Origin of the sequence: Phycicoccus jejuensis, assembly GCF_044797865.1 — a bacterium.
Lineage (GTDB): Bacteria > Actinomycetota > Actinomycetes > Actinomycetales > Dermatophilaceae > Phycicoccus > Phycicoccus jejuensis.
The window spans coordinates 2,774,090-2,798,023 of record NZ_CP085209.1 but is presented as its reverse complement, the minus strand read 5'-3'; the positions used below and the strand labels follow the sequence as shown (position 1 = coordinate 2,798,023).

At 73.5% G+C, this 23,934-nt stretch carries 27 protein-coding genes; 12 read left to right on the top strand and 15 right to left on the bottom strand.

Features of this window, described 5'->3' with window-relative positions:
• Positions 1 to 20: 20 nt before the first annotated feature.
• A complete protein-coding gene (locus LG324_RS13305; protein ID WP_404348595.1) occupies positions 21 to 1,295 on the top strand; it encodes a NupC/NupG family nucleoside CNT transporter in 1,275 nt (424 codons plus the stop codon).
• A gap of 21 nt (positions 1,296 to 1,316) precedes the next feature.
• Here the strand turns inward: LG324_RS13305 and LG324_RS13300 are convergent, their stop codons facing one another.
• Both LG324_RS13300 and LG324_RS13295 read right to left on the bottom strand, forming a co-directional pair.
• Positions 1,317 to 2,042 carry a phosphoadenylyl-sulfate reductase gene (locus LG324_RS13300; RefSeq protein ID WP_404348593.1) on the bottom strand — a complete coding sequence of 242 codons (726 nt, stop codon included), beginning with the start codon at positions 2,040 to 2,042 and terminating at the stop codon, positions 1,317 to 1,319.
• Entirely contained in the window at positions 2,039 to 3,748 is a 1,710-nt protein-coding gene (locus LG324_RS13295; protein ID WP_404348591.1) for a nitrite/sulfite reductase, read from the bottom strand. The genes LG324_RS13300 and LG324_RS13295 overlap by 4 nt, the downstream gene beginning before the upstream one ends.
• Positions 3,749 to 3,855: 107 nt before the next feature.
• On the opposite strand from LG324_RS13295, the gene LG324_RS13290 reads away from it, so the two are divergent.
• On the top strand, positions 3,856 to 4,314 hold the full coding sequence (locus LG324_RS13290; RefSeq protein ID WP_242525614.1) for a hypothetical protein: 459 nt from the start codon (positions 3,856 to 3,858) through the stop codon (positions 4,312 to 4,314).
• A 131-nt stretch (positions 4,315 to 4,445) separates the two neighbouring features.
• Here the strand turns inward: LG324_RS13290 and LG324_RS13285 are convergent, their stop codons facing one another.
• Positions 4,446 to 5,060: a DUF305 domain-containing protein gene (locus LG324_RS13285; protein ID WP_404348587.1), complete on the bottom strand. Its 615-nt coding sequence runs from the start codon at positions 5,058 to 5,060 to the stop codon at positions 4,446 to 4,448.
• A complete protein-coding gene (locus tag LG324_RS13280; RefSeq protein WP_030529012.1) occupies positions 5,057 to 5,689 on the bottom strand; it encodes a DUF3105 domain-containing protein in 633 nt (210 codons plus the stop codon). The genes LG324_RS13285 and LG324_RS13280 overlap by 4 nt, the downstream gene beginning before the upstream one ends.
• Positions 5,690 to 5,890: 201 nt before the next feature.
• On the opposite strand from LG324_RS13280, the gene dxs reads away from it, so the two are divergent.
• Both dxs and LG324_RS13270 read left to right on the top strand, forming a co-directional pair.
• Complete coding sequence (dxs, locus tag LG324_RS13275; protein ID WP_404348585.1) at positions 5,891 to 7,759, top strand: 1-deoxy-D-xylulose-5-phosphate synthase; 1,869 nt, start codon at positions 5,891 to 5,893, stop codon at positions 7,757 to 7,759.
• A gap of 29 nt (positions 7,760 to 7,788) precedes the next feature.
• Positions 7,789 to 8,685 (top strand): methyltransferase domain-containing protein, encoded by an 897-nt coding sequence (locus LG324_RS13270; RefSeq protein ID WP_404348583.1) that lies wholly within the window; start codon positions 7,789 to 7,791, stop codon positions 8,683 to 8,685.
• Between the two features lie 31 nt (positions 8,686 to 8,716).
• On the opposite strand, the gene LG324_RS13265 is transcribed toward LG324_RS13270, so the two are convergent.
• Positions 8,717 to 9,037 (bottom strand): putative quinol monooxygenase, encoded by a 321-nt coding sequence (locus LG324_RS13265; RefSeq protein ID WP_404348581.1) that lies wholly within the window; start codon positions 9,035 to 9,037, stop codon positions 8,717 to 8,719.
• Between the two features lie 68 nt (positions 9,038 to 9,105).
• On the opposite strand from LG324_RS13265, the gene LG324_RS13260 reads away from it, so the two are divergent.
• Positions 9,106 to 9,690 carry a DUF1349 domain-containing protein gene (locus LG324_RS13260; RefSeq protein ID WP_404348579.1) on the top strand — a complete coding sequence of 195 codons (585 nt, stop codon included), beginning with the start codon at positions 9,106 to 9,108 and terminating at the stop codon, positions 9,688 to 9,690.
• Positions 9,691 to 9,821: 131 nt separating this feature from the next.
• On the opposite strand, the gene LG324_RS13255 is transcribed toward LG324_RS13260, so the two are convergent.
• The 3 genes from LG324_RS13255 to cysM all read right to left on the bottom strand — a co-directional run bounded on the left by LG324_RS13255 (position 9,822) and on the right by cysM (position 11,476).
• On the bottom strand, positions 9,822 to 10,052 hold the full coding sequence (locus LG324_RS13255) for a hypothetical protein (RefSeq protein ID WP_030529018.1): 231 nt from the start codon (positions 10,050 to 10,052) through the stop codon (positions 9,822 to 9,824).
• Between the two features lie 40 nt (positions 10,053 to 10,092).
• Positions 10,093 to 10,404, bottom strand: coding sequence for a PLD nuclease N-terminal domain-containing protein (locus tag LG324_RS13250; RefSeq protein WP_030529019.1), 312 nt, complete (start codon positions 10,402 to 10,404; stop codon positions 10,093 to 10,095).
• A gap of 184 nt (positions 10,405 to 10,588) precedes the next feature.
• Complete coding sequence (cysM, locus tag LG324_RS13245; RefSeq protein WP_404353148.1) at positions 10,589 to 11,476, bottom strand: cysteine synthase CysM; 888 nt, start codon at positions 11,474 to 11,476, stop codon at positions 10,589 to 10,591.
• A gap of 140 nt (positions 11,477 to 11,616) precedes the next feature.
• On the opposite strand from cysM, the gene LG324_RS13240 reads away from it, so the two are divergent.
• The gene (locus LG324_RS13240) at positions 11,617 to 12,066 is read left to right on the top strand and encodes a hypothetical protein (RefSeq protein WP_404348576.1); all 450 of its coding nucleotides are present in this window, start codon (positions 11,617 to 11,619) and stop codon (positions 12,064 to 12,066) included.
• 18 nt (positions 12,067 to 12,084) lie between these two features.
• Here LG324_RS13240 and LG324_RS13235 read toward each other — a convergent pair whose 3' ends face one another.
• The 5 genes from LG324_RS13235 to LG324_RS13215 form a co-directional block, all read right to left on the bottom strand.
• Positions 12,085 to 12,327 (bottom strand): hypothetical protein, encoded by a 243-nt coding sequence (locus tag LG324_RS13235; protein ID WP_030529022.1) that lies wholly within the window; start codon positions 12,325 to 12,327, stop codon positions 12,085 to 12,087.
• Positions 12,328 to 12,379: 52 nt separating this feature from the next.
• Positions 12,380 to 12,721 (bottom strand): antibiotic biosynthesis monooxygenase family protein, encoded by a 342-nt coding sequence (locus LG324_RS13230; protein WP_404348574.1) that lies wholly within the window; start codon positions 12,719 to 12,721, stop codon positions 12,380 to 12,382.
• 10 nt (positions 12,722 to 12,731) lie between these two features.
• Positions 12,732 to 14,273 (bottom strand): helix-turn-helix domain-containing protein, encoded by a 1,542-nt coding sequence (locus LG324_RS13225; protein WP_404348571.1) that lies wholly within the window; start codon positions 14,271 to 14,273, stop codon positions 12,732 to 12,734.
• Positions 14,274 to 14,414: 141 nt separating this feature from the next.
• On the bottom strand, positions 14,415 to 16,541 hold the full coding sequence (locus LG324_RS13220) for a 3-hydroxyacyl-CoA dehydrogenase NAD-binding domain-containing protein (protein ID WP_030529025.1): 2,127 nt from the start codon (positions 16,539 to 16,541) through the stop codon (positions 14,415 to 14,417).
• A 3-nt stretch (positions 16,542 to 16,544) separates the two neighbouring features.
• Complete coding sequence (locus tag LG324_RS13215; RefSeq protein WP_404348569.1) at positions 16,545 to 17,756, bottom strand: thiolase family protein; 1,212 nt, start codon at positions 17,754 to 17,756, stop codon at positions 16,545 to 16,547.
• A 130-nt stretch (positions 17,757 to 17,886) separates the two neighbouring features.
• Between LG324_RS13215 and LG324_RS13210 the strand changes: the two genes are divergently transcribed.
• Positions 17,887 to 18,522, top strand: coding sequence for a pyridoxamine 5'-phosphate oxidase family protein (locus LG324_RS13210; RefSeq protein ID WP_404348567.1), 636 nt, complete (start codon positions 17,887 to 17,889; stop codon positions 18,520 to 18,522).
• Between the two features lie 66 nt (positions 18,523 to 18,588).
• A complete protein-coding gene (locus LG324_RS13205; RefSeq protein WP_030529028.1) occupies positions 18,589 to 18,870 on the top strand; it encodes a YrhK family protein in 282 nt (93 codons plus the stop codon).
• 43 nt (positions 18,871 to 18,913) lie between these two features.
• On the opposite strand, the gene LG324_RS13200 is transcribed toward LG324_RS13205, so the two are convergent.
• Both LG324_RS13200 and LG324_RS13195 read right to left on the bottom strand, forming a co-directional pair.
• Positions 18,914 to 20,170 (bottom strand): HRDC domain-containing protein, encoded by a 1,257-nt coding sequence (locus tag LG324_RS13200; RefSeq protein ID WP_404348564.1) that lies wholly within the window; start codon positions 20,168 to 20,170, stop codon positions 18,914 to 18,916.
• A gap of 7 nt (positions 20,171 to 20,177) precedes the next feature.
• A complete protein-coding gene (locus LG324_RS13195; RefSeq protein ID WP_030529030.1) occupies positions 20,178 to 20,762 on the bottom strand; it encodes a DUF3000 domain-containing protein in 585 nt (194 codons plus the stop codon).
• A 454-nt stretch (positions 20,763 to 21,216) separates the two neighbouring features.
• On the opposite strand from LG324_RS13195, the gene LG324_RS13190 reads away from it, so the two are divergent.
• From LG324_RS13190 to LG324_RS13175, 4 genes are read left to right on the top strand one after another with little or no spacing between them, the layout of a single operon-like run.
• Complete coding sequence (locus tag LG324_RS13190) at positions 21,217 to 22,041, top strand: DMT family transporter (RefSeq protein WP_404348561.1); 825 nt, start codon at positions 21,217 to 21,219, stop codon at positions 22,039 to 22,041.
• 25 nt (positions 22,042 to 22,066) lie between these two features.
• On the top strand, positions 22,067 to 23,143 hold the full coding sequence (gene hemE, locus LG324_RS13185) for a uroporphyrinogen decarboxylase (RefSeq protein ID WP_030529033.1): 1,077 nt from the start codon (positions 22,067 to 22,069) through the stop codon (positions 23,141 to 23,143).
• Between the two features lie 32 nt (positions 23,144 to 23,175).
• Positions 23,176 to 23,631 (top strand): DinB family protein, encoded by a 456-nt coding sequence (locus LG324_RS13180; protein ID WP_404348559.1) that lies wholly within the window; start codon positions 23,176 to 23,178, stop codon positions 23,629 to 23,631.
• A 4-nt stretch (positions 23,632 to 23,635) separates the two neighbouring features.
• Positions 23,636 to 23,800 (top strand): hypothetical protein, encoded by a 165-nt coding sequence (locus LG324_RS13175; protein ID WP_404348557.1) that lies wholly within the window; start codon positions 23,636 to 23,638, stop codon positions 23,798 to 23,800.
• The last annotated feature ends 134 nt before the right edge of the window (positions 23,801 to 23,934 follow it).

The window sequence follows — 23,934 nt, the reverse complement described above, 5'->3', positions numbered from 1 at the left end:
GCACGACGGAAGGACCGACCGTGCTCGACGTGCTCTGGGGACTCGGCGGGATGGCCGCCCTCCTGCTGGCCGCCGTGGCCATCTCGACCGACCGCCGGGCCATCCGCCCGCGGACCGTGGCGGCGGCCCTCGGCCTGCAGGTGCTCTTCGGGGTCCTCGTCCTCTACGTCCCGCCGGGGCGCGCGGCCCTCGACGCCGCGACCCGGGCGGTCCAGGCGGTCATCGACTCCTCGAAGGAGGGCATCGCCTTCCTCTTCGGCTCGCTCGTGCCCGAGGACGGGGTGGTCTTCGCGCTCCAGGTGCTGCCGGTCATCGTCTTCTTCGCGGCCCTGACGTCCGTGCTCTACCACTGGAAGGTCCTCCAGCGGGTGGTGCGCGTGCTCGGCTCGGGGCTGCACGTCCTCCTCGGCACCTCGCGCGCCGAGTCGGTCAACGCCGCGACGAACGTCTTCCTCGGCCAGACCGAGGCGCCGCTCGTCATCCGTCCCTACCTCCCGCGGATCTCGACCTCCAGCCTCTTCGCCGTGATGACCGGGGGTCTCGCGACCGTCGCGGGGTCGGTCCTCGTCGGGTACGCGCTGCTCGGCGCAGAGCTCGACCAGCTGATCGCCGCCGCGTTCATGGCGGCGCCCGGCGCCCTGCTCATGGCCAAGATCGTCGTGCCCGAGAGCCAGGAGGTCGACGCCGACGGCGTGCCGGTGCGGGTCGCGACCGGGGGCGGCGGGGTCGCCGACGGCGAGGACGCCCCGGAGGAGGCGCCCGAGCCCGAGGAGGAGGAGCACGTCAACGTCATCGACGCGGCGGCCGACGGCGCCGCACAGGGGCTCAAGCTGGCCGCCAACATCGGCGCGATGCTCCTGGCGTTCATCTCGCTCATCGCCCTGGTCAACCTGCTGCTCGGCGCCGTCGGCGGGTGGTTCGGGCAGCCCGACCTCACCTTCGAGCGGCTGCTCGGCTGGCTCTTCGCACCCGTGATGTTCGTCGTCGGCGTGCCGTGGGACGAGGCGGTGCGCGCCGGCAGCTTCGTTGGGCAGAAGACGGTCGTCAACGAGTTCGTCGCCTTCAGCAACTTCGGCCCGGTCGCCGACGAGTTCAGCGCGAAGACCAAGGCGATCGTCACGTTCGCCCTCACCGGCTTCGCCAACCTCGGCTCGCTGGCCATCCTCCTCGGCGGCCTCGGCGGGATGGCCCCGAACCGCCGATCCGAGATCGCGACCTACGGCGTGCGTTCCATCGCGGCGGCGACGCTGGCGAACCTCATGAGCGCGGCGATCGCCGGGATGCTCCTCGCCTGAGCGCGCGGGACGGGGTCCGGCTCAGGCCGGGTGCAGCCCGCACTCGGTCTTGCCGAACCCGACCCAGCGCCCGGAGCGCTCGTCGGCGCCGGCCTCGACGCGCTGGGTGCACGGGGCGCAGCCGATCGACGGGTAACCGTCCGCGAGGAGCAGGTTGACCGGCACACCGTGCTCGAAGGCGTAGGTCGTCACGTCGTCGGAGGTCCACGTGGCCAGCGGGTTGACCTTGACCAGCCCGAACGTCTCGTCGAAGGTCACGACGGGGGTGTTGGCCCGCGTGGGCCCGTCGGCGCGACGGACGCCGGTGGCCCAGCACTCGTAGTCGGCCAGGGCCGCGCGCAGCGGCTCGACCTTGCGCAGGCGGCAGCACTCGGCCGGGTCGCGCTCGAACAGGCGCGGGCCGACGCGGATGTCCTGCTGGGTGACGGACAGCCGCGGGCGGACGTCGACGACGGTGACGTCCAGCTCGGCCGCGACGCGGTCGCGGGTGTCGTACGTCTCGGTGAAGTGGTAGCCGGTGTCGCCGAAGAGGACGTCGACGCCCGGCAGGTGCTGCGAGACGAGGTGGGGGAGAACCGCGTCCTGCATGCTGCTCGCGACGGCCAGGCCCTCGCCGAACGCCTCGACGGCCCAGGCGACGACGTCGTCGGCCGCGGCGTCGGGGCCGAGCTTGCGCGCGCCCGAGGCGGCGATGGCGCGCAGGGCGCCGGGGTCGCGGCGGGTGGAGGTGCGGGCGGTCGCGGTCATCGGAGCTCCTCCTCGTCGACCCGGTGGACCCAGGACGAGAACGACTCGCTGCCCTCGCGCTGGGCGAGGAAGCGACGGACCAGGCGCTCGACGAGGTCGGGCAGGTCGTCGGCGGTCACCTTGAGGCCGCGGACGGTGCGGCCGAGGCCGGCCTCGTCGCGGTCGGCCGACGCGAGACCGCCGCCGAGGTGCACCTGGAAACCGGGCAGCTGCTCGCCGTCGACGGTGACGAGCTGGCCCTTGAGGCCGATGTCCGCGACCTGGATGCGGGCGCACGAGTTGGGGCAGCCGTTGACGTTGAGCGTGATGGGGGTGTCGAGCGACGCCGTGACGTCGGCGAGGCGCTGCTCGAGCGCCGCGACGGTGGTGGCCGCCGTCGCCTTGGTCTCGACGATCGCGAGCTTGCAGTACTCGATGCCCGTGCAGGCCATCGTGTTGCGGCGGAACGGGCTGGGGGACACCGAGAGCCCGAGCTCCTCGAGGCCCGCGACGAAGCCGTCGAGGCGGTCCGGGGCGATGTCGAGGACGACGAGCTTCTGGTGCGGCGTGAAGCGGACGCGGTCGGTGCCGGCGGCCTCCATGAGGTCGGCGAGCCCGGCGAGGACGTCACCGCTGACGCGGCCGACGACCGGGGCGGCGCCGACGTAGTGGTTGCCGTCCTTCTGGAGGTGCACGCCGACGTGGTCACCCGGCGTCGACGGCGTGGGCGGGGGAGGGCCGTCCGGGAGGGCGTACCCGAGGTAGTCCTCCTCGAGGACGCGGCGGAACTCGGCCGGGCCCCACTCGGCGAGGAGGAACTTCAGGCGCGCCTTGGTGCGCAGCCGGCGGTAGCCGTGGTCGCGGAAGATCCGGATGACGCCGAACCACACGTCGGCGGCCTGCTCCTGCGTGACGAACACGCCGAGGCGCTCGGCGAGGCGGGGCGCGGTCGAGAGCCCGCCGCCGACCCAGAGGTCGTAGCCGGCGCCGAGCTCGGGGTGGACGACCCCGACGAGGGAGATGTCGTTGATCTCGTGGACGACGTCGAGGCTCGGGTGGCCGGTGACCGCCGACTTGAACTTGCGCGGCAGGTTGGCGAGGTCGGGGTCCCCGACGAAGCGGGAGACGATCTCGTCGATGACCGGCGTCGGGTCGATGACCTCGTCCGCGGCGATGCCGGCGAGCGGGCTGCCGAGGACGACGCGCGGGGTGTCGCCGCACGCCTCGGTCGTCTGGAGGCCGACGGCCTCGAGCCGACGCCAGATCTCGGGCATGTCCTCGACCCGGATCCAGTGGTACTGGATGTTCTGCCGGTCGCTGATGTCGGCCGTGCCGCGGGCGAACTCCTGCGAGATGCCGGCGACGACGCGCAGCTGGGGCAGGGTCAGGGCCCCGCCGTCGAGCCGGATGCGGAGCATGAAGTACTCGTCGGAGAGCTCGGTGTCGGACAGCTGAGCCGTGCGGCCGCCGTCGATGCCGGGGCGGCGCTGGGTGTACAGGCCCCACCAGCGGAAGCGGCCGGCGAGGTCCTCCGGCGGGATGGAGCCGAAGCCGTCGCGGCTGTAGACGGTCTCGATGCGCGCGCGCACCGACAGGCCGCCCTCCTCCTGCTTCCACACCTCGTTGGCGTTGAGCGGCTCGCGGCCGTCGACGGCCCACTGCCCGTTGGACCGCCCGGTGCGGGGCGGGCGCAGGGTGCGCGACGGGGTGGAGTCGGTGGTGGTCATGGGGTCCTCACGCAGGGGGCGATCACGTTTCGTTGTCCAAGGTATAACACCCCATTATCCCCGCCACCGGGGTCCACCATGTGGTCGGCATCGCTATGATCGAACACGTGTTCGACGACGCGGCTCCGGGTGGTGGGCCCCCGCTGCGCGCCGGCACCCCGGCCGCGCCCGTGCGCCAGCGCTCGGGCGCCGGGGCCACCGGCGCGGGCGGACCGCCGGGCTGGCCGCAGGGCGTCCCACCGCCGGGCACCCACGGCTGGGAGCAGCGGGCGGTCGCGTGGCTGCTCGACCACTGCCCGCCGGACTACCGGCTCTACCCCGCGTGGCGGCGCCACCCGGTCGCCCTCGCCTGGCTCGCCGTGCGCCACCTCGACGCCCAGCTCGACGCGATGCGCTCCTCCTACCGCGAGGTGCGGGTCGCGCTCGTCGACGACATCGGGCCCGAGGGGGTCACCCAGGTGCTCGCCGACCTCGAGTGCGAGGGGGTGCGCCTCGTCGCCGCCCGGCGTGCGGCGGGGCTCCTGCTCGACGGCCTGCGCGGCCTCGAGTTCGTCCCCCGCCTCTGACCACGAGCCGGGGCGTCACTGCGGTGACGCGGTTGTTGGCGCGGGACGCGGATGTATCCGCGTCCAGGAATGATGTCCGCGTCATCACCGTGACGACGCGGATGCTCGCGCTCAGCTGCGCTCAGCTGCGCTCAGCTGCGCTCGGCGAGCATCTGCTCCATCAGGGTGATCTCGGCGGTCTGCGCGCGGCGGATGGCGGCGGCGAGGGTGCGCACCTCGTCGGTGCGGGCGTCGGCGAGCGCGGCGTCGGCCATCTGCACCCCGCCCTCGTGGTGGGCGATCATCAGCCGGAGGAAGAGCCGCTCGGCCTCGACCCCGCGGGCGGCCCGCAGCTCGTCGAGCTGGGCGGGCGTCGCCATCCCCGGCATCCCGTCGCCGGAGGCGCCGTGGGCGGCGTGCTCGCCGCCGACCCACGCCATCGGGGCCCGGGAGGCGGTCTGCGGCAGGCCCCACTGGACGAGCCAGCCGTACATCTGCCCGGCCTGCTGCTGCTGGCTCGTGATGATGTCGAAGGCGAGCGTGCGGACGGCCTCGTCGTCGGTGTCGTCGCGTACCGCGAAGGCCATCTCGACGGCCTGGAGGTGGTGGGTCTGCATGTCTCGGGCGAACCCGGCGTCCGCGCCGAAGTCGGTGACCTCGGACGTCGAGGCCAGGCGGCCGACCGCCACCGTGGCGCCGACACCGACGAGCAGGGCGAGGACCGCGACGAGGACGAGGACCCCGCGGGGACGGGCGGCGGGCGTCACGAGGTCGGCTGGTCGCCGGCGCCGGTCTGCGGGAGGGTGCCGTCGCTGCCGCCGGTGCACGCCGCACCCGGCTCGGGCGTCTGCGGGCCCTGCCGGTACTCGCGGATGAACTCGTCGAGGCGGGCGTCGTCGACGCCGGTCAGGTCGAGCTGCTTGCCCCACGCGGACGCGACGACCGGCGCGCGCAGCCCGTCGACGGGGGAGACGACCATGTAGGTGTCCGGCACGCGGTCGACGAGCGTCTGCACCTGCGCCGCGGGCAGGTCCGAGCGGTAGGTGACCCAGACGGCGCCGTGCTCGAGGGAGTGGACGGCCAGCTCGTTGGGCACCGGCTGCGGGTAGACGCCGCAGTTGAGCCAGACCGGGTTGTGGTCGCCGCCGACGGGCGGGGTCTGCGCGTAGGTGACCGGGGTCGTCACGTGGTTGGCGCTGACGTCGTCGTAGCTCTTGACGGCGTCGAGGGTGGGGCGCGAGGAGGTGTCGCGCCAGATCGTCACGCCCACCGTCGCGACGATGGCGAGCACGAGGAGAGAGACACCGCCGACGACGAGGAGGCGGGAGCGTCGCTCCTTGGCGCGCTGGGTCTTCTGCACCTCGGCGAGGGCGCGGGCGCGGGACGACGAGGGCACAGGGAGCCTCCTGGGTCGGGCCCACCGGGTGGTGGACGGTTCAACCATCCCCAGCGTCCCGCAGGGCCGGTGAGTTCCCGGTTCGTGGAGGTCTCGTGGAGATCCTTCCCACCCCGCCCCGGGGTGCCGGGAGGCTCACCCGCAGCACCTAGACTCGTCGGGTTACCCGGACCCCGAGGACAGGACGAGGAGGTAGGCGCCGTGAGCCTGCTGGAACGGATCGCCGGCCCCCGCGACCTCAAGGCGCTCCCCGCGGACCGGCTGCCCGAGCTCGCCGCGGAGATCCGCGCCTTCCTCGTCGAGCAGGTCTCGCGCACCGGCGGCCACCTCGGGCCCAACCTCGGCGTCGTCGAGCTGACCATCGCCATCCACCGGGTCTTCGACAGCCCGCACGACGCGGTCGTCCTCGACACCGGGCACCAGTCCTACGTCCACAAGCTGCTGACCGGCCGCCACGACTTCTCCGGCCTGCGCACCGAGGGTGGCCTGTCCGGCTACCCGAGCCGCGCCGAGTCGCCGCACGACGTCGTCGAGAACTCGCACGCGTCGACCTCCCTGTCGTGGGCGCACGGCATCGCCGCCGGTCGCGTCGTGCGCGGCGAGCGCAACCGGCACACCGTCGCGGTCATCGGCGACGGCGCGCTGACCGGCGGCATGGCGTGGGAGGCCATCAACAACATCGCGGCCGAGCAGGACCTGCCGCTCGTCATCGTCGTCAACGACAACGAGCGCTCCTACGCCCCGACCCGCGGCGGCCTCGCCGACCACCTCTCGACGCTGCGCACGACCCGCGGCTACGAGCGCTTCCTCGACTGGGGCAAGCGCAACGTCTCGCGCACGCCGGTCGTGGGCGGCGCGATGTACGAGACGCTGCACGGCGTCAAGAAGGGCATCAAGGACATCGTCGCCCCGCAGGGGATGTTCGAGGACCTCGGCCTCAAGTACGTCGGCCCGATCGACGGCCACGACGAGCCGGCCGTCGAGGCGGCGCTGCGCAAGGCCAAGGCCTTCGGCGGGCCGGTGCTCGTCCACGTCATCACCCAGAAGGGGCGCGGCTACGACCCCGCCGTCTCCGACGAGGCCGACCAGTTCCACGCCGTCGGCGTCATCAACCCCGAGACCGGCCTGCCCCTCGAGATCGCCGGCCGCTCCTGGACCGACGAGTTCTCCGACACGATGGTGCAGATCGGCGAGGAGCGCCCCGACGTCGTCGCGCTCACCGCGGCGATGATGATGCCCGTCGGGCTCCAGCCGTTCTGCGAGCGCTTCCCCGAGCGCACCTTCGACGTCGGCATCGCCGAGCAGCACGCCCTGACGATGGCCGCCGGCCTCGCGTTCTCGGGGCTGCACCCGGTCGTCGCCGTCTACGCGACCTTCCTCAACCGCGCCTTCGACCAGCTTCTCATGGACGCCGCGCTGCACAAGGCCGGCGTCACGGTCGTCCTCGACCGCTCGGGCGTCACCGGGCCGGACGGCGCGTCGCACCACGGCATGTGGGACATGACGATCTCCGGCGTCGTGCCGGGCCTGCACCTCGCCGCGCCGCGCGACGGCCAGCAGGTGGCCCGCGCGGTCCGCGAGGCCGTCGACATCGCCGACGCGCCGTCGGTCGTCCGCTTCCCCAAGGGCACGGTGGGGGAGCCCCTGACCGCCGTGCGCACCGTCGACGGCGTCGACGTGCTGTCCGAGCCGGACGACGGTGACGTCGACCTGCTGCTCGTCGGCATCGGGTCGATGGTCGCCACCGCGCTCGCGGCAGCCGAGAAGCTGGCCGCCGAAGGGCACCGCGTGCGTGTCGTCGACCCGGTGTGGGCGCTGCCCGTGCCGGAGGCCCTCGCGTCGCTCGCCGGCGCCGCCGGGCGCGTGGCCGTCGTCGAGGACAACGTCGTGGTCGGAGGCATCGGGACGCAGGTCGTCCAGGCGCTGCGCGACGCCGGTCTCGGGCTGCCCGTCGACACCTTCGGCCTGCCCAAGCGCTTCCTCGACCACGCCTCCCGCGGACGGGTCCTCGACGCGGTCGGGCTGACGCCGGACGCCGTCGCGTCGGCCCTGCGCGAGCGCCTGGCCTGAGCGGCGTCCTGGAGAGCCGCCGCGACGAGGTGCGCGCCGCCTACGACGCCATCGTCGAGGACTACGCCGCGACCTTTCCCTCGACCGAGCCCGAGCTGCCGGTCGACCTCGCGATGCTCGACCACTTCGTCGGGCGGGTCGTCGCCGGCGGCGGGGCGCACGTGCTCGACGCCGGCTGCGGGACCGGCCGCATCGCCCGGTACCTCGTCGACCGCGGCCTCTCGGTGGTCGGCGTCGACCTCTCGCCGGGGATGCTGGCGATGGCCCGGCGCGACCACCCGGACCTCGAGCTGCACGAGGGGGCGCTCACCGAGCTGCCCCTCGCCGACGTCTCCGTCGACGGAGTCGTGTTCTGGTTCAGCCTGATCCACCTCACCGATAACGAGCTGCCGGTCGCGCTGGCCGAGGCCGTGCGGGCCTGCGGGAGCGGGGCCACGACGTGTCGCTCGTCCGGTGGCACCGCGGGCCGAAGCAGGTGCTCGACGCCCTGGCCGACGCCGGGTTCGTCAAGGAGGCGCGGCTCGTGCGCGAGCCGGTCGGCCGCGAGCGACACGGTCAGGCGTTCGTGCTCGCCCGCCTCGGCTAGCGTCGCGGGCATGGTCCGCATCGGAGCGATCGTCCTCAGCACCGCCGACACCGAGCGCGCCGGCGCGTTCTGGAGCGAGGCGCTCGGCTACGACCGGGGACCCAACCCGGACTTCCTCGCCCCGCGGGGTGACGGCCCCACGCGCCTGCACCTCGACCGCACGGACCGGACCCACCTCGACCTCTGGGTGGACGGTGCGGAGGAGCAGCGCGCCGAGGTCGAGCGCCTCGTCTCGCTCGGGGCCGAGCGCGTCGAGTGGGACTACCCCGACGACGCGGACTTCGTCGTGCTCGCCGACCCGACGGGCACGCTCTTCTGCGTCGTCGACGCCGGCCGGTAGCGCCGGCCCAGCCTCGTGCCGGCTGCTGCGGTCAGCCCGCGGGGTCCGCGATGCCGGTGGCCGTCACGAGGTGCAGCCGCTGGACGTCGACGCTCGTGACGAACTCGTCGACCCGGTCGAGGAAGGCTCGGGTCGTGGGCTGGGCCTCGTGCTCGTCGAGCGCGGCCTCGTCGTCGTACAGCTCGTAGAAGATGCGGACGTCCCGCTCGCCCTCGAGCGCGTGCACCGCATAGGCCAGGGTGCGCGGCTCGTGGGTGGCGATGCCCGCCACCGTCTCGCGCATCATCGCGTCGAACGCCTCGGCCCGCCCGGGCCGCAGCTCGAACCGGACCACCAGGCCGAACCGGGTCATGTGTCGCTCCTCGTCATGTGCCGACCCTCCCACGTCGCGGGCCCGTGGGACGGGGGAGACTGGGACCCATGTCCGCCGTCAGCGTCCCGTGGTCGGAGGGTTCGTGGACGCACGAGCCCGTGCAGGTCGAGACCGACGGGGAGGACCTCCTCGTGACGGCGGCCGAGGGCTCGGACGCCTGGCGGACCACCTCGTACGGGTTCGTCCACGACTCCGAGCACGCCCTCCTGCGGCCCCTGGACCGGGAGGGTGCGGTCGAGGTGACGTTCGCGGTGGCCTTCACCGACCAGTTCGACCAGGCCGGTGTGTTCCTGCGCGCGTCGGCGACGCAGTGGGTCAAGGCCGGCGTCGAGCACGTCGACGGCGCGCCCAGCGTCGGGGTGGTCGCGACGAGGGACCGCTCGGACTGGTCGGCCTTCCCCGTCCCGTCGTGGGCGGGCCGCCGGGTCACCGTGCGCGCCAGCCGATCCGGAGACGCGGTGACGGTCCGGGCCAGGGTCGACGACGAGCCGTTCGTGATGATCCGCGTCCTGCCGCTCGACCCCGACCTGGACGTTGAGGCGGGGCCCTTCGTCTGCGCGCCCACCCGGTCCGGGCTCACCGTGCGCTTCCACTCGTGGGAGGTCTCACCCGCGGACGCCGCGCTGCACTGACCTGTCCCACGAGGATGCTGGCGCCGACGTCCGGGGACACGCTATGAATCCGCCGCCGAGGCCCGTGGCGAGGCCCAGCACGATCTTCCCCTTCGACACGTCGAGGTCGGCCACGTTCTGTCCCCGTGGTGCTACAGCCTGTCGAGCACCTTGCTGACCAGGTACACGAGCGCGCCGAGCGTCACGGAGGTGGTGGTCAGGGCAGCACCGACCACGAAGAAGCCCGTCTCTGACAGGGCCGTCACCACGCCGACCACGACGCCGGCGGCAGCGGCCAGCAGCCCCAGCCAGACGACGCCGTAGATGCGCGTCTCCGCCGCGTCGAGGTCCCGACGCTCCTGCCCCTCCACCGAGCTCGTCATGGACGGATCGTAGGGCGCGTGGCCCGACTCGCGCAGCGGGCTAGAGACCCTTGAGGAAGTCGGGGTCGTCGTCCGGACCCTGCGAGCGACGGCGCTCCTGCGCCCGGAGCCACTCCTGCTCGCGGCGGTGGTCCTCCCAGCGCTGCTGCTGGGTGCGCCCGGACCACGTGTCGCGGGTCGGGCGACCGGCGACGAGCCACGCCACGCCACCGACGATCGGGAACAGCAGGATGATGAAGATCCACGCGAGCTTCGGCAGGTTGCGGATGACGAGCTCGTCGGTCTGGACGGCGTCGATGAGGCAGTAGACGGTCAGGGCGAGCTCGAGCAGCACCGGCAGGTAGCGGATCACGCGGGGCAGCCTCGCACGTCACGCATTGCGTCGTCATCCGATCGGGGCAGATGGGCCCTGCCGAGGCCCGGTTCGTCACAGGGACGGCGCGGAAAGTGGCGCGGGACGGGGATACAAGCGCGTCCTGCACGAACGTCCGCGTCATCACCGTGACGACGCGGAACCTCGCTCGACAGAGGGCGCCTCAGGCGGGGAAGACGCCGCTCGAGAGGTAGCGGTCGCCGCGGTCGCAGACGACGAAGACGATCGTCGCGTCCTCGACCTCCTGCGCCACCTGCAGCGCGGTCCAGCAGGCGCCGGCCGCCGACGGGCCACCGAAGATGCCCTCGTCACGGGCCAGCCGCCGGGCCATCTCCTCGGCGTCCGCCTGGGTGACCTCGACGGTCCGGTCGACCGCGGCCGGGTCGAAGATGCGCGGGACGTACGCCGGCGGCCACGCGCGGATGCCGGGGATCTTCGAGCCCTCCGCCGGCTGCGCGCCGACGATCTGCACCTCGGGGTTGCGGGACTTGAGGTAGCGCGAGACGCCGGTGATCGTGCCGGTCGTGCCCATCGCCGAGACGAAGTGCGTGATGCGACCACCGGTCTGCTCCCACAGCTCCGGACCGGTCCCGAGCTCGTGGGCCCGGGGGTTGTCCGGGTTCCCGAACTGGTCGAGCACCCGGCCGCGACCTTCCTGCTCCATCCGTGTCACGACGTCGCGGGCCTCCTCCATCCCGCCGGACGCGGGCGTGAGGACCAGCTCGGCGCCGAACGCCCGCATCGTCTGCGCCCGCTCGACGGAGGCGTCCTCGGGCATGACGATGACCAGCGGGTAGCCGCTGATGGCCGCCGCCATCGCGAGGCCGATGCCCGTGTTGCCGGAGGTGGCCTCGAGCAGCGTGTCGCCGGGGGAGATCTCGCCGCGCGCCTCGGCGCCGCGGATCATGCTGATCGCCGGCCGGTCCTTGACCGAGCCGGCGGGGTTGTTGCCCTCGAGCTTGGCGAGGAGCACGTTGCCGCGCCGGTCGTTCTCCACCCCGGGAAGCCGCTGCAGACGCACCAGCGGCGTACCGCCGATGACGTCCTCCATCGTGGGGTACGCCGGGGGAGTGGTCACGCGCCCGAGTCTAGGGCGGGCGCCGGGAGAGGATGATGACGTGCCCACCCGACGCGACGACACCGCGACGCCTCTGCCGTGGAGCGGTCACGGCGTCCTGCGATGATCGCTCCATGAGCGTGGACGGCGACCCGACGGACGCCGCGGCGCAGCGGCGGCGGCAGGCCCGCGAGAACGCCGAGTACCACCACGCGGCGGCGCAGCGGGCGGCGCAGGCCGAGGCCCGGCGCACCGCCCCGATGGTCGCGGAGTTCGCCGCCGCGATGCGCGCGGCCGGCGTCGAGCCCACCCGGCTGCGCGCCCGGCCCTACAGCGGCAGCGGGACGCTGCGGACCGACGTCGAGGGCTGGTACGTGCGCCGCGACCACCGGGCCGCGGTCGGCACGGACGGGCGCTGGTACGTCCTCGTCGTCGCGCCCAGCCTGCGCGGACGGCTCACGGGCATCCACGTCGACCCGAGCGACGCGCCGCTGCAGGTCGGCGCCGGAGGGCGCGACGGCGACTCGGTGGCGCTCGACGTCCTCTTGCGGCTGAGGCTCGAGGCCGGCGCCGACTTCCCCTGACGCACGAGCCGAAGGGGCTCAGCCGGCCTCGGGACGCGCCTGCCGCACCGCGTCGTAGCCGTCGGCGAGGCCGGAGGCCAGCACCTCGACGAGGTCGGCGGCCTCGTCCGGCGCGAGGCGGGTCGTCGCGACGCAGACGTTGTCGCGCCAGACCGAGAGCACCACGACGCCGGCCTCCGGGTGCCACGTCACGCGCAGCGCACGCCCCTCGCCGCGGGCGTCGGCGACGACCGCGCTGCGACCGGGGACGGAGCGCTCCATCCCCGCAGTGTGCGCCGGGGGAGAGCCTCCTGTCGAGAGGTCGCGAGGGGGCTCAGACCTTGGGGCGGTGCGTGAAAGACGACGCGTAGGAGGTCTCGCCGACGGCGATCGAGTACTCGCTGTAGTAGTCGGCGATGCCGTGGCGCTGCGCCTCGCGGTGGCGCGGGTGGTCGCGCCAGCCGCGGTGCGACGCGGCGTCGGCGAACGTGACGATCGTGGCCCGCTCGCCGTCCTCGGCGACGAAGGTCTTCGTCTCGACGAACCCCGGCATCGACCGGGCGAGCTCGGCCAGGACGGCGAGCTCGTCCCGGTAGGCACCCTCGTGCTCCGGGCGCAGGCGGTTGCGGAAGACCGTCACCACCTGGCCCGTGAGCGGGCGCTCGACGCCGGGCACGTCAGGACCCTCAGATGTCGCGGAAGGTCTCGATCGTCGCGCCGAGGGCGTTGAGGCGCTCGGCGAGGTCCTCGTACCCGCGGTTGATGACGTAGACGTTGCGCAGCACCGAGGTGCCGGGCGCGGCCAGCATCGCGAGGAGCACGACGACGCCGGGGCGCAGCGCCGGCGGGCACATGACCTCGGCGGCGCGCCACTTGGGCGTCGGGCCGGTGATCATCACCCGGTGCGGGTCGAGCAGCTGCACCTGGGCGCCGATCTTCGTCAGCTCGGTGAGGTAGATCGCGCGGTTCTCGTAGACCCAGTCGTGGATCATCGTCCTGCCCTCGGCGCACGCGGCGATGAGCGCGAAGAACGGCAGGTTGTCGATGTTGAGGCCAGGGAACGGCATCGGGGCGATCTTGTCGACCGGCGCGGTGAGCGGGCCGGGGTGGATCGTCAGGTCGACGAGGCGGGTGTGCCCGTTGTTCGCGAGGTACTCCTCGGTGAGGTCGAACTTCAGGCCCATCTCCTCGAGGGTGGCCAGCTCGATCTCGAGGAACTCGATCGGCATCCGCTCGATGGTGATCTCGGAGCCGGTGACCACCGCGGCCGCGATGAGGCTCATCGCCTCGATCGGGTCCTCGGAGGGGAAGTACTCGATGTCGGTGTCGACGCGGCCCACGCCGGTGACGGTGAGGGTCGTCGTGCCGATGCCGTCGATCTCGACCCCGAGCCCGCGCAGGAAGAAGCACAGGTCCTGGACCATGTAGTTCGGGGAGGCGTTGCGGATGACCGTCGTGCCCTCGTAGCGGGCGGCGGCCAGCAGGACGTTCTCGGTCACGGTGTCGCCGCGCTCGGTGAGGACGATGGCGCGCTTCGGGTGGCGGCTGCGGTCGACGGCGGCCTCGTAGAAGCCGTGCGTCGCCGTGACGTCGAGCCCGAAGTGGCGCAGCGCCGACAGGTGCGGCTCGACCGTGCGCGTGCCGAGGTCGCAGCCGCCGGCGTAGGGCAGCTGGAAGTCGTCGTACTCGGCGAGCAGCGGCCCGAGGAACATGATGACAGTGCGCGTGCGGCGGGCGGCCTCGATGTCGATGCCGTCGAGGTCCAGGCGGGCCGGCGGCACGATCTCGAGGTCGTTGCTGTCGGGCAGCCAGCGCACCTTGACGCCGATCGAGGTGAGGACCTCGATGATCCGGTTGACCTCCTCGATCCGCGCGAGGTTGCGCAGCGTCGTGCGGCCCTTGTTGAGCAGGCTCGCGCACAGGAGGGCGACGGCGGCGTTCTTGCTCGTCTTGACGGGGATCGAGCCGGAGAGCTTGTGCCCGCCGACGATCCGCAGGTGCTGGGGACCGGAGTGGCCGAGCGAGACGAACTCGCTGTCGAGCTTCTCGCCGACGCGGGCGAGCATCTCGAGCGAGAGGTTCTGCTTGCCCTGCTCGATCCGGGCGACCGCGCTCTGGCTGGTTCCGAGGAGCTCGGCGAGCTCGCTCTGGGTCAGCCCTTGGTGGCGGCGGGCGTCCCGGATGAGGGTGCCGATCCGGGTCAGGTAGGTGTCGGAGGTGGTCGTCACGCAGACCATGGTAGATCAGATATGAGATATCACCGCGTTGCGGCCCGCGCGTCCTGGGGGGTCTCTCAGGGACCCCCGTGGCCTGCGACGACGGCACGGACCGGGTGGTCCGTACCGTCGTCGGGCGGGTCGCGCGGGTGGTCAGGCGGTGGCGGGCACGCTCGCGACGCCGTGGGGGAGGACCCGGCGGCCGAGCACGCGCTGGGTCACGCCCTCGCGGTCGAGCAGGGGGATGATCCCGCCGTTCCAGAACTGGAAGCCGGCGCCGGTGATCATCGCCAGGTCGATGTCCATCGGGGCCTCGACGACGCCCTCGGCGAGCATCAGCCCGACCTCCTCGGCGATGGCGCCGAGCACGCGGGCCCGGACCTCGTCGACGGAGAGCTCGACCGGCTCGGCCGGCTGCTCGCGCATCGCCTCGACCTCCGGGTCGGGCACCGGGCGGCCGCGCTCGTCCGTGGCGTAGTAGCCACGCTTGCCCGCCTCGACGAGGCGCCGCAGCGTCGGGGAGACGAAGAAGCGGTCACCGAACGCGCGGTGCAGGGTCTCGCTGTTGTGCAGCGCGATGGCCGGACCGACGAGGCCGAGCAGGACGAACGGCGGCATCGGCGCGAGGCCGGCGACGGCGCGGTCCGCGACGGCGACCGGGGTGCCCTCGTCGACGACCCGCGAGTACTCGCCCATGAAGCGGCCGAGCAGGCGGTTGACGACGAACGACGCCGAGTCCTTGGAGCGGATGCACGTCTTCTTCAGGCCCTTGCCCACCGCGAAGCCGGTGGCCAGGGTCGCCTCGTCGGTGTGCTCGCCGGGGATGACCTCGAGCAGCGGCATGACCGCGACGGGGTTGAAGAAGTGCAGGCCGACGACCCGCTCCGGGTGCGTGAGCCCGCTCGCCATCTCGGTGATCGACAGCGACGAGGTGTTGGTCGCGAGGACGCACTCGGCGGAGACGACGGCCTCGACCTCGGCGAAGACCTGCTGCTTGACCGACATCTCCTCGAAGACGGCCTCGATGACGAGGTCGGCGTCGGCGAAGCCGTCCTTGCTCGTCGAGCCGGTGACCAGGCCTTTGAGGAAGGACGCCTTGTCGGGGGAGACCCGGCGCTTGGCGAGCAGCTGGTCGACCTCCTGGTGCACGTAGCCGACGCCCTTGGCGACGCGGTCCTCGTCGAGGTCGGTCATGACGACCGGCACCCCGAGGCGGCGCGCGAAGAGGAGCGCGAGCTGGCTCGCCATGAGCCCCGCGCCGACGACGCCGACCTTGGTGACCGGGCGGGCGAGCGCCTTGTCGGGGGCGCCGGCCGGCCGCTTGGCCCGCTTCTGGACGAGGTCGAAGGCGTAGAGGCCGGCCCGCAGCTCGTCGGACATGATGAGGTCGCCGAGCGCCTCGTCCTCGGCCGCGAAGGCGTCCTCGCGCGACGCGGTCCGCGCGGCCCGGACGAGCTGGACCGCCCGCAGCGCGCCGGGGGCGCGCCCGCCGGTCTTGGCGACGACGACCTTGCCGGCGCGGTCGCACGCGGCGTCCCACGCCTCGGCGGACCGGTCGACCTCGGCGCGCTCGACGGTCACGGCGCCGCTCAGCACTCCGGCCGCCCAGCGCAGCGAGTCCTCGAGGAAGTCCGCCGGGGGGAGCAGGACGTCGGCGATGCCCATCGCGGCGACATCCTTAGCGGCGAGCATCCGGTTCTGCGACAACGGGTTCTCGATGACGACCTTGAGGGCCGCCTCGGCACCGACGAGGTTCGGGAGCATCCAGCAGCCGCCCCAGCCGGGGACGAGCCCGAGGAAGGTCTCGGGGAGGGCGAAGGCGGGGACGCCGGCCGAGATGGTCCGGTGGTCGGCCGCGAGCGCGAGCTCGACGCCGCCGCCCATCGCCGCGCCGTTGACGAACGCGAACGTCGGCACCGGCAGGTCCATGAGGGTCGCGAAGGCGCGGTGGCCGGCCTGCGCGATCTCGACGGCCTGGCTGCGGTCGGTGACGTACGGGATGCCGGACAGGTCGGCGCCGACGGCGAAGACGAACGGCTTGCCGGTGACGCCGACGGCCTGGATCTCGCCGGCCTCGGCGCGGGCCCGCAGGGTGTCGAGCGTGGCCTGGAGCCCGGCGACGCCCTCGGGGCCGAAGGTGTTCGGGCGGGTGTGGTCCTTGCCGTTGTCGAGCGTGACGAGGGCCAGGGTGCCGGCGCCGCCGGGGAGCGTGACGTCCTGCACGGGGGTGCGGGTGACGACCTCGGCGGGCAGGGCGGGGGCCTGGGTGGTGGTGGTCATGGCTCAGGCGTCCTTCCGGTAGTCCGCGTGGTTCGGGTTCTCCCAGATGACGCAGCCGCCCATCCCGATGCCGATGCACATCGCGGTGAGGCCGTAGCGCACCTCGGGGTGCTCCTCGAAGTGACGGGCGAGCTGGGTCATGAGGCGCACGCCGGAGGACGCGAGCGGGTGACCCGTGGCGATGGCGCCGCCCCACGGGTTGACGCGCTCGTCGTCGTCGGCGATGCCGAAGTGGTCGAGGAAGGAGAGGACCTGCACGGCGAACGCCTCGTTGAGCTCGAAGAGGCCGATGTCGTCGATGGTCAGGCCCGCCTTGGCGAGGGCCTTCTCGGTGGCGGGGACCGGACCGATGCCCATGACCTCGGGCTCGACGCCGACGAAGGCGTGCGAGACCAGGCGCATCCGGACAGGCAGGCCGAGCTCGTCGGCGGCGGCCTGGCTCGCGAGGAGGCAGGCGGTGGCGCCGTCGTTGAGGCCCGCCGCGTTGCCGGCGGTGACGTTGCCGTGCGGACGGAACGGGGTCTTGAGGCCGGCGAGCTCCTCGAGCGTCGTGCCGGGGCGCGGCGGCTCGTCGGCGGTCGCGAGGCCCCAGCCCTTCTCGAGGTGGCGGGTCGCGACGGGGACGAGGTCGGGCTGGACCTTGCCGGCCTCGTAGGCGGCGGCGAGCTTGCGCTGGCTGCCGACGGCGAAGGCGTCGGAGCGCTCCTTGGTCAGCTGCGGGAAGCGGTCGTGGAGGTTCTCGGCGGTCTTGCCCATGACGAGGGCGGACTCGTCGACGAGGCGCTCGGCGACGATCCGCGGGTTGGGGTCGACGCCCTCGCCCATCGGGTGACGGCCCATGTGCTCGACGCCACCGGCGACGGCGATGTCGATGGCCCCGACGCCGATGGCCGACGACACGGTCGTCACGGCGGTCATCGCGCCGGCGCACATCCGGTCGATCGAGTAGCCCGGCGTCGACTTCGGCAGCCCGGACAGGAGCGCCGTCATCCGGCCGAGGGTCAGGCCCTGGTCGCCGATCTGCGTCGTCGCGGCGATGGCGACCTCCTCGACCCGCTCGGCCGGGAGCTCGGGGTGGCGCCGCAGCAGCTCGCGGACGCACTTGATGACGAGGTCGTCGGCGCGGGTCTGGGCGTACATGCCCTTCTCGCCGGCCTTGCCGAAGGGGGTGCGGACGCCGTCGACGAAGACGACCTCCTGGAGCTCACGGGGCACGAGGTGGCCTCCCTGGTCGGGGACGTGGGACCGCCCGGCGGGGACCGGGCTGCGTCGATCGTACTAAGCAAGCGCTCAGTCATCGAGAGGCGCCGGGGTGACCGGGGTCACGCGCCGTAGCCTGAGGGGCATGGACGAGCGCGGGTGGACCACCGTCGACGACGTCGAGGCGCTCGCGGCCCTCGTCGGGGAGCCGGCCCGGCGGGCCGTCGAGAAGGAGCGCGACCACCTGCTCGACGTCGACCTCGCGTGGCTGCGGGCCGCCCCGTTCTGCGTCCTGGCCACCGCGAACGCCGACGGCGCGTGCGACGCCTCGCCGAAGGGCGACCCCGCCGGGCGCCTGGTCCACGTCCTCGACCGACGCACGATCGCCGTCGCGGAGCGCCCGGGCAACCGCCGCGTCGACGGCTACCGCAACGTGCTGGAGAACCCGCACGTCGGCCTGCTCTTCCTCGTGCCCGGGCGTGGCGACACGCTGCGCGTCAACGGCCGGGCGCGCCTGGTGTCGGACGCGCCGTTCCTCGACGAGATGACGGTGCGGGGCCACCGCCCGCTGCTCGCCCTCGTCGTCGACGTCGAGCAGGTGTTCTTCCACTGCAGCAAGGCGTTCCTGCGCGCCGGCCTCTGGGAGCCGGAGACCTGGCGGCCCTTCGACGAGGTGCCGCGGCGGGCCGTCATCGCCCACGACGTCGAGCCCGACGGGCGCAGCCTCGAGGAGCTCGACGCCTACTACGGCCCCGCGTACGCCGAGGGCCTCTACCGCTGAGGGTGCGGGACTCGCGGTCTGCCAGCCTGGACGGGACCGACCCCTGACCTCCGGGAGGAGAAGACCGTGGACCTGACGCTGCCCTGGACCGACGACGAGCTCGTGCTGCGCAATCGCTACGAGACGCTGAGCATCGTCAACGACCTGCTCATCGCGGTCTGGTTCCTCGTCGGGAGCATCCTGTTCTTCCGGGAGTCGACGACGTACGCGGGCACCTGGTTCTTCGTCGTCGGCTCGGCCCAGCTGATGCTGAGGCCCTCGATCCGGCTGTCCCGGCGCATCCACCTGCGCCGCCACCGGCAGCGGCACGGCGGGAGCGGGCCGACCGAGAGCAGCCAGGACTTCTGAGCGCGGCGGCAAGCCTCGCCAGGGGCGGCCGGTGAGGCTGCCGTCAGGAGTCGGGGTGCGCCTCGAAGGCCACGACGAGCATCGGCGCGACGACGTCGGCCTGCCAGCGGCGCACGCCGTAGGCGGCCAGCGCGGCCGAGAAGCCCTCGACGTCGCGCTGCTCCGGCGGCGTCCAGACGACGCGGCGCAGCGGGTCGGGGGAGCAGACGTTCTCGACCGGGATGCTGTGCTCGTCGGCGAACTCGGTGAGGGCGGCGCGCGTCGCCGAGAGCCGGGCGGCGGCCGCGGGGTTCTTGTCGGCCCACACGCGCGGCGGCGGGGGGCCGTCCGACGGGAGGGTCCGCGGCGGCAGCTTCTCCTCCGGGAGGGCGACAGCCCGCTCGACCGCCTCGACCCACTGCCGGCCGTAGCGCTTGATGGCGCGGTGGCCGGACGGCAGGGCCGCGGTGTCGCGGGGGAGCGCGGCCGCGATGTCGACGAGCGCGGCGTCCGGCAGCACGCGGCCGACCGAGGTGTCGCGCTCGCGGGCGATCGTGTCGCGGGCGTACCAGAGCTCACGGATGACGCCGACGGCCCGGCGCGAGCGCAGCGTGTTGATGCCGGAGGTGCGCCGCCACGGGTCGACGCGCTCGGTCGGGGCCCAGGTGAGCAGCGCGGTGAACTCCTGGCGCGCCCACTCGTCCTTGCCCTGCGCCGCGAGGTCGACGCCCATGAGGTTGCGCAGCTCGCCGAGGACCTCGACGTCGAGCGCCGCGTAGCGCAGCCACGGGTCGGGCAGTGGGCGGGTGGACCAGTCGACCGCGGAGTGCTCCTTGGCCAGGCGCAGCCCGAGGTAGTGCTCGACGACGGCGGCGAGACCGACCCGCGGCAGGCCGAGGATGCGGGCGGCGAGCTCGGTGTCGAACAGCTGGCGCGGGCGCAGGCCGACCTCGGCGAGGCAGGCGAGGTCCTGGGTGGCGGCGTGGAGGATCCACTCCGCGGCGCCGATCGCGTCGTTGACCGGCGTGAGGTCGGGGACGGCGACGGGGTCGATGAGCCAGGTGCCCGAGCCCTCGCGGCGCAGCTGCACGAGGTAGGCGCGCTGGCCGTAGCGGTAGCCCGAGGCGCGCTCGGCGTCGATCGCTACCGGGCCGACGCCCGCGGCGATGGCGGCGGCGGCCTCGTCCAGGCCGCGTTCGGTCTCGACGACGGAGGGCACGCCCTCGGCCGGCTCCTCGAGGGGCACGGGCTCCGCGACGGGAGTGGCGGGCACGTGGTCGTCCTCCGGGGTCGGGTCGGTGTGGGGGGTCTCCTGGCTCATCCGGCGGTCACCGTCGAGGGCCCGGGAGGGCGACGACGCCGTCGGGCAGCGGGGGCAGCCCGGCGATCGTGCACAGGAGGTCGGACCAGGCGAGGAGGTGCTCGCCGGCCTCGGGGCCGAGCGGCGTCCACGACGCCCGCAGCTCCATCTCGACGCTCGCGGGGCGGTCGGCGAGGCCGCCGAAGCTCTCGGACACGACACGCGTCACGGTGCCGGCCTCGGCGATGAACGGCACACCGCGCGCCGTGAGCGCGTCGGTCAGCCAGCTCCAGCCGACCTCGCCGAGCAGCGGCTCGGTGGCGAACTCCTCTTCGAGCTCGGCCCGGGCGAAGGTGACGGCGCGCCAGGCGCCGCCCCACGGCTCGGGCTCGGAGGGGTCGTGGAGGAGGACGAACCGGCCCGAGGCGAGCTCGGAGTCGGGGTCGTGCGGGTCGATGACGTCGGCGGTCAGCGCGACCGCGTGCGGGGCGATCCGCTGGGGCGCGGGCACCTCGGTGAGCCGCACCTCGGGCCGCAGCCGCGCACGGTGCAGCTCGTCGAGTGCCCGGGTGAAGTCCGGGGACTCCCTCCCGGTCACGGTGCTGCGCGCCACGTGGAGCACAGTAGGACGCGCGCCCGCCCCAGCGCGGCAGGGCGCGCCGAACGGCAGCCGACCGGTCGACCCCTTGCACCCGCAAGGTTTCCCTTCCACCCGGCAAGGTTTCCCTTCCACCCGGCAAGCTCTTCCTTCCACTCGGCAAGGTTTCCCTTCCACCGCGGAAGGTGTTCCTTCCACGGCGCACGGGAAACCTCGCACGGGCAAGGAGGTCGGGGGCATCCACCATCGGGCGACGGGACTCCGCCGAGTCGAGGTGAAACGCGACCGCGAGGGGGTCCAGTTTCACCTCGACCCGGACGGGCTCGAGTGGGTCGAGGTATTCGGCCACCGCGAGAGGGTCGCCGAATACCTCGACCCGTCGGTGGAAACCGACTGACCCACCCCTCCGACCCCGAACGCGCCCCGGACGGCGCTGCCCGGCCCGCCCCTCCTCGCCTAGCCTGCGGCTGTGCTGAGCCTCCTCGCCCTCGCCTCGTCGGCGGTCTGGGGCACCTCGGACTTCTTCGCCGGCCTCGCCTCGCGGCGCCGCCCACCGGTCGCGGTCGTCGGCTGGACGCAGGGCCTGGCCCTCCTCGTCGTCTCGGCGATCGTCCTCGTGCGTCGCGACACCGTCACCTTCGAGGGCTGGCCGCTGTGGTCGGTCGCCGCCGGCCTCGCGGGGATGACCGGCCTCGTCTGCTTCTATTCCGCCCTGTCCGCCGGGACGATGGGCGTCGTCGCACCGATCGCCGCCCTCGGCGTCGTCGTACCCGTCGTCCTCGGCGTGGCGGGTGGCGACACCCCCTCGCCGTGGGCCTGGGTCGGGATGCTCGTCGCGATCATCGGCGTCACGCTGGCCAGCGGCCCGGAGCTGACCGGCGAGGTCTCCCCACGCCCGGTCGTCCTCGCCTCGGTCGCGGCCCTCGGCTTCGGTCTCGCCCTCTACTGCCTCGACCGCGGCGCCCGCGAGTCCGCGCTCCTCACGCTCTGGGGGATGCGCCTGACGTCGGTGAGCATCCTCGTCGTCGTCGCCCTGCTCGTGCGCTCGACCGGCGGCGTCACCCCGCGCGAGGTGCCCTGTCTGCTGCTCATCGGCTGCGGCGACCTCGGCGCGAACTTCCTCTTCGGCATCGCGTCCTCGCGCGGCGAGGTGAGCATCGCCTCCGTGCTCGGCTCGCTCTACCCCGTCGTGACGATCGTGCTCGCGCGCGTCGTCATCAAGGAACGGCTGCGGCGGGTGCAGCAGGCCGGCGTCGCCCTCGCCCTCGGCGGCGCGGTCCTGATCGCCCTCTGACCGCGGCGTCCACCCCCGCCGGCGGATGGGAGGATGTCGAGCCGTGACGACCTCCCCGAGCCCGGCCGCCGCGCCCGCCTCCGACTCCGCCCTCGTGCGGGCCGCCCGCGGCCTGCCCGTGCCGCACACCCCGGTCTGGTTCATGCGCCAGGCCGGGCGCTCGCTGCCCGAGTACCGCAAGGTCCGCGAGGGCGTCGGGATGCTCGAGTCCTGCCGGCGCCCCGACCTCGTCACCGAGATCACCCTCCAGCCCGTGCGCCGCCACGGCGTCGACGCGGCGATCTTCTTCTCCGACATCGTCGTGCCCCTCGCGGCCGTCGGCATCGACCTCGACATCGTCGCCGGTGTCGGCCCGGTCGTCGCCGAGCCGGTGCGCACCCGCGCCGACCTCGAGCGGCTGCGCGACCTCGTCCCCGAGGACGTCCCCGACATCACCGAGTCGGTCCGGATGCTCACCGCCGAGCTCGGCGCGACGCCGCTCATCGGCTTCGCCGGCGCGCCGTTCACCCTCGCGTCCTACCTCGTCGAGGGAGGGCCGTCGAAGAACCACGAGCACACCAAGGCGCTCATGCACGGCGACCCCGAGCTGTGGCACGACCTGTGCGCCCGGCTCGCCCGCATCTCCGGCGCGTTCCTGCGGGTGCAGGGCGAGGCCGGTGCCTCGGCGCTCCAGCTCTTCGACTCCTGGGCCGGCTTCCTCAGCCGCGCCGACTACGAACGGTTCGTCGCGCCGCACTCCGCCGCCGCGCTCGCGTCGGTCGCCGACCTCGGCGTGCCGCGCATCCACTTCGGGGTCGGCACCGGCGAGCTGCTCACCCTCATGGGCGAGGCGGGCGCCGACGTCGTCGGGGTCGACTACCGGGTGTCGCTGACCGACGCCCTCGAGCGCACCGGCGGACGCTGGCCGCTCCAGGGCAACCTCGACCCGGCGCTGCTCTTCGCGCCGTGGGAGGCGCTCGAGCGCCGGGTCGTCGAGATCGTCGAGGAGGGTCGGGCCGCTCCCGGGCACGTCTTCAACCTCGGCCACGGCGTCCTGCCGCACACCGACCCCGACGTGCTCACCCGCGTCGTCGAGCTCGTCCACGAGGTCTCCGCGCGGTGACCGGCGGCCCGGCGGTACCCGACGAGCGGGCCATGCTCGACGCGTTCCTCGACGAGCACCGGGCCGGGCTGCGCGAGACGCTCGCCGGGTTGACCGAGGAGCAGGCGCGACGCCGGCTCGTGCCGTCCGCGACGACGCTGCTCGGGCTGCTCAAGCACGTCACCTTCGTCGAGCGGGTGTGGTCGGAGGAGGCCGTGCTGCAGCGGCCGCGGACCGAGATCGGGCTGCCCGCCACGGTCGACGAGACGTTCGTCCTCGACGACGCCGACACCATCGCCTCCGTGCTGGCCGATCACGAGAAGGCCTGCGCCACAGCGCGGTCCATCGCTGCGACCGTCGGCCTCGACGACCTCGTCCACGGCAACCGGCGCGGGCCGCTGTCGATGCGCTGGGTGCAGCTGCACCTCCTGCGCGAGCTCGCGCAGCACGCGGGGCACGCCGACATCCTCCGCGAGCAGGTGCTCGCCGCGGATGCCCGGGACGCCTGAGCCCGTGCCCGCCGACCGTGTCCTCACCGGTGACGGGCTGACCCTCGAGCCGCTGCGCGTCGAGCACGCCGAGGCGATGGCGAGCGCCCTCGGCGACCCGGCCCTGCACACGGTGATCGGGGGCCGTCCGGCGAGCGCCGACGAGCTGCGCGCCCGCTACGCCCTGTAGCTGCGCGGGCCCGCAGACCCGAGCGAGGAGTGGTGCACCTGGGTCGTCCGCGACGGCGGCGACGGCCCTCTCGTCGGCTACGTCCAGGCGACGCTGACCCGCGACGGAGCCAGCGTCGAGCTCGCGTGGGTCGT

Excerpts from the sequence above, each read along its gene's own strand:
- hemE (WP_030529033.1), top strand. The coding sequence starts at position 22,067 with ATGGGAGGATGTCGAGCCGTGACGACCTCCCCGAGCCCGGCCGCCGCG.
- LG324_RS13260 (WP_404348579.1), top strand. The coding sequence starts at position 9,106 with ATGTCCGCCGTCAGCGTCCCGTGGTCGGAGGGTTCGTGGACGCACGAG.
- cysM (WP_404353148.1), bottom strand. The coding sequence starts at position 11,476 with ATGGAGGACGTCATCGGCGGTACGCCGCTGGTGCGTCTGCAGCGGCTT.
- LG324_RS13220 (WP_030529025.1), bottom strand. The coding sequence starts at position 16,541 with ATGACCACCACCACCCAGGCCCCCGCCCTGCCCGCCGAGGTCGTCACC.
- LG324_RS13265 (WP_404348581.1), bottom strand. The coding sequence starts at position 9,037 with ATGACCCGGTTCGGCCTGGTGGTCCGGTTCGAGCTGCGGCCCGGGCGG.
- LG324_RS13300 (WP_404348593.1), bottom strand. The coding sequence starts at position 2,042 with ATGACCGCGACCGCCCGCACCTCCACCCGCCGCGACCCCGGCGCCCTG.
- LG324_RS13240 (WP_404348576.1), top strand. The coding sequence starts at position 11,617 with ATGAGCGTGGACGGCGACCCGACGGACGCCGCGGCGCAGCGGCGGCGG.
- LG324_RS13200 (WP_404348564.1), bottom strand. The coding sequence starts at position 20,170 with ATGAGCCAGGAGACCCCCCACACCGACCCGACCCCGGAGGACGACCAC.
- LG324_RS13180 (WP_404348559.1), top strand. The coding sequence starts at position 23,176 with ATGCTCGACGCGTTCCTCGACGAGCACCGGGCCGGGCTGCGCGAGACG.
- LG324_RS13255 (WP_030529018.1), bottom strand. The coding sequence starts at position 10,052 with ATGACGAGCTCGGTGGAGGGGCAGGAGCGTCGGGACCTCGACGCGGCG.
- LG324_RS13210 (WP_404348567.1), top strand. The coding sequence starts at position 17,887 with ATGGACGAGCGCGGGTGGACCACCGTCGACGACGTCGAGGCGCTCGCG.
- LG324_RS13235 (WP_030529022.1), bottom strand. The coding sequence starts at position 12,327 with ATGGAGCGCTCCGTCCCCGGTCGCAGCGCGGTCGTCGCCGACGCCCGC.
- LG324_RS13295 (WP_404348591.1), bottom strand. The coding sequence starts at position 3,748 with ATGACCACCACCGACTCCACCCCGTCGCGCACCCTGCGCCCGCCCCGC.